This window comes from Dolichospermum sp. UHCC 0352 (assembly GCF_009711925.1).
Taxonomy (GTDB): Bacteria; Cyanobacteriota; Cyanobacteriia; order Cyanobacteriales; family Nostocaceae; genus Dolichospermum; species Dolichospermum lemmermannii.
The window spans coordinates 1-8136 of the sequence record NZ_VIKY01000129.1 but is presented as its reverse complement, the minus strand read 5'-3'; the positions used below and the strand labels follow the sequence as shown (position 1 = coordinate 8136).

The 8136-nt window shown below is 39.6% G+C and carries 4 protein-coding genes; 3 read left to right on the top strand and 1 reads right to left on the bottom strand.

Annotation, left to right across the window (positions count from 1 at the left end; translation table 11 throughout):
- Positions 1 to 30: 30 nt before the first annotated feature.
- Positions 31 to 3057 carry a valine--tRNA ligase gene (locus FJR06_RS08750; RefSeq protein WP_168651253.1) on the bottom strand — a complete coding sequence of 1009 codons (3027 nt, stop codon included), beginning with the start codon at positions 3055 to 3057 and terminating at the stop codon, positions 31 to 33.
- A 793-nt stretch (positions 3058 to 3850) separates the two neighbouring features.
- On the opposite strand from FJR06_RS08750, the gene FJR06_RS08745 reads away from it, so the two are divergent.
- From FJR06_RS08745 to FJR06_RS08735, 3 genes are all read left to right on the top strand, one after another.
- Positions 3851 to 5764, top strand: coding sequence for an arylsulfatase (locus FJR06_RS08745; RefSeq protein WP_168651252.1), 1914 nt, complete (start codon positions 3851 to 3853; stop codon positions 5762 to 5764).
- Between the two features lie 142 nt (positions 5765 to 5906).
- The gene (locus FJR06_RS08740) at positions 5907 to 6992 is read left to right on the top strand and encodes an HAD family phosphatase (RefSeq protein WP_168651251.1); all 1086 of its coding nucleotides are present in this window, start codon (positions 5907 to 5909) and stop codon (positions 6990 to 6992) included.
- A 210-nt stretch (positions 6993 to 7202) separates the two neighbouring features.
- A partial coding sequence (locus FJR06_RS08735; RefSeq protein WP_254434406.1) for a formylglycine-generating enzyme family protein occupies positions 7203 to 8136 on the top strand: 934 nt, incomplete at its 3' end.

The following is an 8136-nucleotide window of genomic DNA, read 5'->3' as shown; positions in this document are numbered from 1 at the left end:
AATCACCAATCACCAATCACCAATCACCATCTACGATAACGTCTCTAGACGTATGCGTAAAATTTCCGCTTGTTTTTGTGCTTCTGCTAAAGTCTCTCTTGTAGTCTGTACTACATCTGCGGGGGCTTTATCCACAAACTTAGAATTGCTTAATCTCGCACTTAAAGATTCCACTTCTGCTTCGGCTTTTTGTAAGCTTTTCTCCAGTTTCGCACGAACGACTTCAATATCTACAACTCCTTTTAAGGGAATTACTACCTGTACAGTCCCGATAACACCAGCAATAGAATTTTCTTTTTCCTGGAGTACGGTTGGTGGTAATTCTGGTTCAATTGGTGTTTCACTGGGTGGAAAGTATTTTGCAAATAACTCTTCTCTTGCTTCAGATTTGAGTAAATAGCGGATAATAAACCAACCTACATAACCCAAACCAACTATTTCAAAGCTGGTTCCAAAGAAGGGAATATCTAACGCAGTATTTCCCACAAATATAGCTACTTTTAAGCTAATAAGGGCGACAACTATTAAAGCAATGATCTTGATTCCACCCCAATATTTATTATCTTCAGTTTTTGCAATCTCTTCGGGAATCACAACAGGATTAACATCAACAATTGTTAAAGTTTCCACTTTGGCTAAATCTTGAATATAAGTCTGTCCAGCAGTGAGAATAAATCTTTCACTTGCGCTTTCACTTTGCAAATTTGCAGTAATTTTTACCCCTGGTTTAATATCTGCTTCTGCCCGTAAATTGCGAATTGTGCGAATTGTGCCAATTAATAAATCAAACTGTGTTTCCAAAGCTGAATCAATCAGATTATCATCGGCTTCAGGATATGCTTGTAAAGGTAAAAGTTGAGGATTTTCTGCGGGTTGTTGAGTGAGAGTTTGCCAAATTTCCTCAGTAATATGGGGCATAAAGGGATGGAGTAATTTTAAAATCCCTTCTAAAATGTAGGCGATAATTTGTTGGGCAACTTTGCGAGATGTGGGTTCTGCATCTTTCTGTAATCTGGATTTAACTAATTCAATATACCAATCACAGAAATCACCCCAAATAAATTCATAAAGTCCTTTTGCTGCTTCCCCTAAACCATAATTATCAATGTCATGATTTGTTTGTTTAACAACTTGGTTGAAACGGGAAACAATCCACTTATCACTCAATTCTGTGGGAACTGGTTGACCTAATTGGGCTGGAGTTTGTCCATCCAAATTCATCATCACAAATCGGGCAGCATTCCACAACTTATTGGCAAAATTGCGAGAAGCTTCGACCGAAATAGATTCATCTTTTTTACGGTCATATTCTAAGCGAATATCTTGACCTGCACCAGCAACTTCCTTAATTAAGGTATAGCGTAAAGCATCAGTTCCATATTTGGCAATCAACAATAAAGGATCAATGCCATTATTTGCCGATTTCGACATTTTCTTATTATTTTCATCTCTGACCAAACCATGAATGTACACAGTTTTAAACGGCATTTTTCCGGTAAAATGTGTTCCCATCATTGTCATTCTGGCGACCCAGAAAAAGATAATATCAAAACCAGTAACGAGGGTAGCAGTAGGATAATATGTGGCTAGATCTTCGGTTTCTTCCGGCCAACCTAAAGTAGAAAATGGCCACAGTCCCGAAGAAAACCAAGTATCTAAAACATCGGGGTCTTGAACTAATTTCACATCTTCCCCAAATTGGACTTTGGCTTTTTCTAACGCTTCCTCTTCATTACGAGCGACAAAATAAGGTGTGGAATCGGCAATTTCTCCTTCAGTTTCGCTGACAGCATACCAAGCGGGGATTTGATGCCCCCACCACAACTGGCGAGAAATACACCAATCACGCAGATTTACTAACCAATCACGATAAACTTTATGCCAACGTTGGGGGACAATTTCGGGGGAATCTTGGTTATCGAGGAAATCTAAAGTTTTATCAGCCAGGGGGCGGATTTTGACAAACCATTGGGTAGAAAGCAGAGGTTCAACAGGGACTTTTCCGCGATCGCTATAAGGTACTGTATGTTTATATTCCTCAACTTTGACTAAAACACCTTCAGCATCTAAACGGGCTACTAAATTTTTCCGTGCCACAAAGCGGTCTTGTCCCTGAAAATCACCAGCATTTTCATTGAGTGTGCCGTCCTTATTCATAATATTAATGAACGGCAAATCATGACGTTTACCCATTTCAAAATCATTGGGGTCATGGGCTGGAGTCACCTTAACGCAACCTGTGCCAAAAGTCGCGTCCACCAATTCATCACCAATAATGGGGATTTCCCGGTTCATAATTGGTAAAGTTACGGTTTTCCCAATCAGGTGTTTATATCTGTCGTCATGGGGGTTAACAGCCACACCTGTATCACCTAACATGGTTTCGGGGCGAGTTGTCGCCACTTCCAGAAAGCCAGAACCGTCGCTGAGGGGATAACGGAAATACCACAGATTCCCATTGACCTCTTTGGGTTCTACTTCCAAATCAGACACAGCCGAACCAGAAGCGGGACACCAATTGACTAAATAATTACTACGATGAATTAATCCTTCTTCATGGAGGCGAATAAATGCTTCTAAAACAGATTTTGATAAACCTTCATCTAAAGTAAAGCGTTCCCGCGTCCAGTCTACGGATACACCTAAGCGTTTTAACTGATTAATAATTGTGCCGCCAGATTCCGCCTTCCATTGCCAAGCCCGTTCTAGGAACTTTTCCCGCCCTAAATCATGGCGAGTTTTGCCCTCGGCTTTGAGTTGCTTTTCTAAAATCGTTTGCACTGCAATACTGGCGTGGTCAGTTCCCGGTAGCCACAGGGTGTTCCGTCCCTTCATGCGGTGGTAGCGGACAAGGGTATCAATCAAAGCCCCTTCAAAGGCGTGACCCATGTGCAAACTGCCAGTCACGTTAGGTGGAGGGATAACGACGCAGTAAGGTTCGCCCTTGTGGTTGGGGTCAGCTTTATAAACTTGGTTGTCTTCCCAGAATTTTTGCCATTTGGCTTCTGTGGCAAAGGCTTCGTAAAGACTGGGGAGATTAGGAATAGTTACAGTCATGCTTAAGAATAATAATTGTATGACAACTTTACTAAATTTTGCCACAGGCTTAGAAAATCTTTGTGATTCAGTTCTGGTTAATTAACAATAGACATCTCCGAAAAAGAATGTAGAGACGTTAAATAGATCCTCACTACAATTTATAAGCGATTATAGTTTTTACTTCTATAGGACTTCTATTTGATTTTTGGCGTTGCTGATTTGAGGTATGAAAATGATTTTTGATGATTTCAAAACCCTTGTAGAGACCTTCCATGGAAGGTCTCTACACCTAAATTCATACCTGGTTTCAGCAACGCCTGATTTTTGATAGCTTGCGTGGCGTAGCCATGACTCAGTAGGTATCAATTCTGTCTTTCCTGTTCCCTGTTCCCTGTTCCCTGACCACACAAGTAAATTCACATTTATTAATACAGAGTAGTGAATTGTTGTGTAAATTTTGCCCAGGAGTATATTAACTCAAATTGTTAAGTAGGTCATAAATTGGAGATTGAGTGAGTATAACCCATATAAATTCAATTATTTGACCAATAATGGCGTTTATTGAGGTGCGAAAAAGTAGGACTTTTGGAATATTCATTGACGATAAATAACGCTAAAGTTCTATCTTGATACCAAGCATAAACAAATATTTCAATACTCGAACTGTAGGGTATTGAAATATTTGTTACCTAAAATGCCATGATTATCACTGTTGTATACTTGACGTTATACGATTTAGATTAGTATCGTTACGGAGAATTTATGTCAATAAGCTTTTCTGTAACGACTAGTCAAGCCTCTAGGCAAACAGATGAAAAAATTTCTTAAACTATTGACAACAACAGTATTGGCAATTACCTTATTGCTAGTAGATGGTTTACCCTTTATGAGTCAGGGTGTAGCCCTAGCTCAGACCTCCACAAAGCCCAATATCTTAGTGATTATGGGTGACGATATTGGCTGGTTCAACATTAGTGCCTATAACGACGGTATTATGGGCTACAGAACCCCCAACATAGATAAACTTGCCAAAGAAGGGGTTCGGTTCACAGATTTTTACGGTGAACAAAGCTGTACAGCCGGTCGGGCTGCCTTTATCACTGGACAGGCTACCATCCGTACTGGTATGACTAAAGTGGGGATACCGGGTGTTACTATTGGCTTACAGGCAGAAGATCCAACCCTGGCAGACCTACTGAAACTTGAGGGCTACACAACCGGTCAATTCGGCAAGAACCATCTTGGTGATTTAGATCAGTTTCTACCCACAGCCCATGGATTTGACGAATTTTATGGCAACCTTTATCACTTGAATGCTGAAGAGGAACCTGAGAACGAAGACTATCCACCTGTGGGTAAGGATCCATACTTAGATGCCGCGCGTCCAAGGGGTGTACTTCATAGTTATGCAGGTAAAGATGCTCATCCAACATCATTATGCACAGATGGTGGGTATGTGGATAGAAGTCCTAGTAAACCTGAGCTTAATGAAAAAACTCTTGATCAACGAATCTGCGATACTGGTCCCCTAACTCAAAAGCGGATGGAAACTGTAGATGAAGAGTTTTTAGGGGCCACAAAACAGTTCATTACAAACGCAAAAAACGAAGAAAAGCCGTTTTTTGCCTGGTTTAATACCACTCGTATGCACGTCTTTACCCACCTAAAGGATGATTCTAAGGGAGTAACTGGACAAGGGATTGAAGCAGACGGTATGGTAGAACATGATGGTCAGGTTGGTGAACTTGTTCAATTTATCAAAGATCAAGGCTTAGACGATAACACTATCATCATCTATACCACAGACAATGGCGCGGAAGTATTTAGCTGGCCAGATGGTGGTACAACTCCTTTCCGTAGCGAAAAGAATACTAACTGGGAAGGTGCTTTCCGTATTCCAGCTATCATCCGTTGGAAGGGTCATATTCCTGAAGGTGTTGTCTCTAACGATATTATGTCTCACCTAGACTGGGTGCCAACTTTGATGGCTGCGGCTGGTGTGACAGATATCAAACAGCAACTTCTTAAAGTCAAAGACCGAGAAGAAACCATTAAAGAACCCATTCCTACAAATAAATATGAGGAATTTGCTGACGAAAACAAGGGTGTTCACTTAGACGGTTACAACTTCTTACCGTACTTAACAGAGACAAGATCATCTCTAAGAACAGAATATCCAAATGAATTCTGCCATGACATAAATACGGAAACAACTGATACAATTTGTTCACCTCGTCATCAGTTCGTCTACCTCACAGATGACGGCTATCCAGCAGCAATGCGCTATGATGACTGGAAACTGTTGTTTAGTGAGCAGCGTGCAGAAGGCTTTAATGTTTGGGAAGAACCCTTTGTGGAGTTGAGAGTTCCTAAGTTATTTAACTTACGCCGTGATCCTTTTGAGAAAGCTTACGTAGAGTCCGATAATTACGTTGATTGGCGTTTCCGTCGAATTTTCTTAATTGGTGATATGCAGCTACGTCTAAAACAATTTTTGGATACATTCAAGGCAGATCAATATCCTCCTCGTCAAAGACCTGCTACTCTTAGTGTGAAGTACATGGTGGATGAGATCCTCAAAGACATACAGAAGACATACCCGACAGGGACCAAATCTGAGCCTTTAGTTATGCCCAGCGAAGCAAAACTACCATCAGAGTTTGGTGTAGTTGTTGACCAACTAGGTAAAATTGTAGACAAGTTGAGAACCATTTCTAATAAGTGAGTCTACTCAGTGGTTAATTTTTTGACTACACTACGGTGTAAGCAAAATTAAAAGTTAGGAGGATCTCTGAAAGGCTATTGATCCTTGATCCTCCTGATTTTCTTGACAAAAATCTTACCTACATTCAAGGAGAAATATAATCATGTCTACTGTTTTAAATTCTTGGAACGATAATTCTAAGAATAAGGAACAAATCATAACTTTTGTGGAAAAAATCACCACAGAAGGACCTGATTTTGTGCCAGTGGAAGATCGTATTGCTGTTTTTGATAATGATGGAACTTTATGGGCTGAACGACCTAATTATTTCCAAGCAGACTTTATAAAGTCACAGACTGAAGGAGAAGAAGCAGCAAGAAATGTAATCAAACCAGATTTAAGTCAATTTCCTGAAAATATCCGCAAGGCAATAAAAGATTCCGAGGGAAAGATTGATCGAGAAGGGGTTAGTTTTCTTATTGATGCTTTCCAACAAATCTCAACAGATGAATACATCACAAAAGCTGGAGAATTTGTTAAACAGAATCACAGTTCTATTTCTTTCGAGGATGACGGTCAGGACTTTGTTAGGTTTGATGCTCCATATATAGACCTAACTTTTAAACCTGTAATTGAGTTAGTCCAGTATCTCCAGTCAAAGGAATTTCAAGTCTATATTTGTTCTGGTGGTGAGGTTCATTTTGTTCGCTCTTTTGCCGAAGAAGCCTACGGTATTCCCCCTCAAAATATCATTGGTTCAGCCTTCTTCAGATTGTTTGATCAGCAAGATGGTGGAGTGTTGGTGCGTAAACCGATTCTATGTCAGTATAATGATGCAATGGGTAAACCATCAGGAATTGAACTTCATGTTGGCAAAAGACCAATTATTGCAGTGGGTAATTCTAGTGGTGATTACCAAATGTTTCAATATACTAGTGCTGACAAAGATAAATCTTTGATAGTATTGATCAATCACGATGATGAAGAACGTGAATATTGCTACAATAATGTTCCCTACGCAAGAGATGATAATGAAACTCTGAATCAATCTCTAGACCATGCTCAGGATCATGAGAATTGGCTTGTTGTCAGCATGAAAGATGACTTTAAGACGATTTTTGAAAAAAATCCACCGCGACTATCAGCTTCAAAAAGTAAAGTTGCAAAAACTTCAATACCATCGGAGCTTAGTGCAATGATTCAGCAACTAGACAAGATTGTAGACAAATTAAAAGACCTTTGTAACTGAGTTCACCCGGTTGTTAAATTTTTGAATACACTGCGATGTAAATAATATTAGAAATCAGGAATATTTGTACAGATATTAATCTTTGATATTCCTAATTTTCTCTAAAAAACGTATTACTATTAACCATTAATAGTAATTAGTAGCTTGAGTAATATCCACCTGACAAAGATTTAAATCAAGAGATTGTATTGTTTAAAAATGAAAATAGTTATGAAAAATATTTGGTTAAAATCACTAATTCTTAGCTTGTTAATCATAGGCCTGTTTTTCGGGTTTTCCCCAGAAGTCAAGGCATCTTCTCCAGAACATAGCTGTCCAGAGGGAATGGTATTTATTCCTGGTGGAACTTTTAATATTGGTTCAGATGCTCACTACGATTCAGAACGTTCTGCTGAAGATATTACCGTTAATAGTTTTTGTATGGATAAATATGAAATTACTAACGCCAAATTTGCCCAATTTGTCAAAGAAACCGGCTATATTACAGTGGCAGAACGTCCTTTACCAAAAGATCAATTTCCTGGTTTATCAGATGATAGTAGAAAACCGGGTTCTTTAGTCTTTCAAATGGCAGACCCAGAAGCGAAAAGAGTCCGCTATTTAAGCTGGTGGAAATGGACTTTAGGTGCAAATTGGCGACATCCTTTCGGACCGGATAGTAATATTAATGGTAAAGACAATTATCCAGTTGTTCAAGTTGCCTATGAAGATGTTAAAGCTTATACCGAATGGGCAAAGATGTCACTACCAACAGAAACCCAGTGGGAATATGCGGCTCGTGGGGGACTCAATCATGCTATTTATAGTTGGGGTGAACAATACTCGGAAAAGAAAGCTAATACCTGGCAAGGATTATTTCCAGTTTTCAATACTAAAGCAGATGGTTATATTGGCACCGCACCTGTAGGGTCTTTTCAGCCTAATGGTTATGGATTATATGATATTACTGGTAATGTCTGGGAATGGACTACTGATTGGTATCGTCCTGGTCATGACCATAAGAGTCACACTTCAAATCCTCAAGGTCCTTCTAAACAAGAAAGCTTTGACCCAAGAGAGCCAGGAGTTGCTAAACACGTTATTAAAGGTGGGTCTTATCTATGCGCTCCTAATTATTGTAGTCGCTATCGTCCTGCGGCCAGGG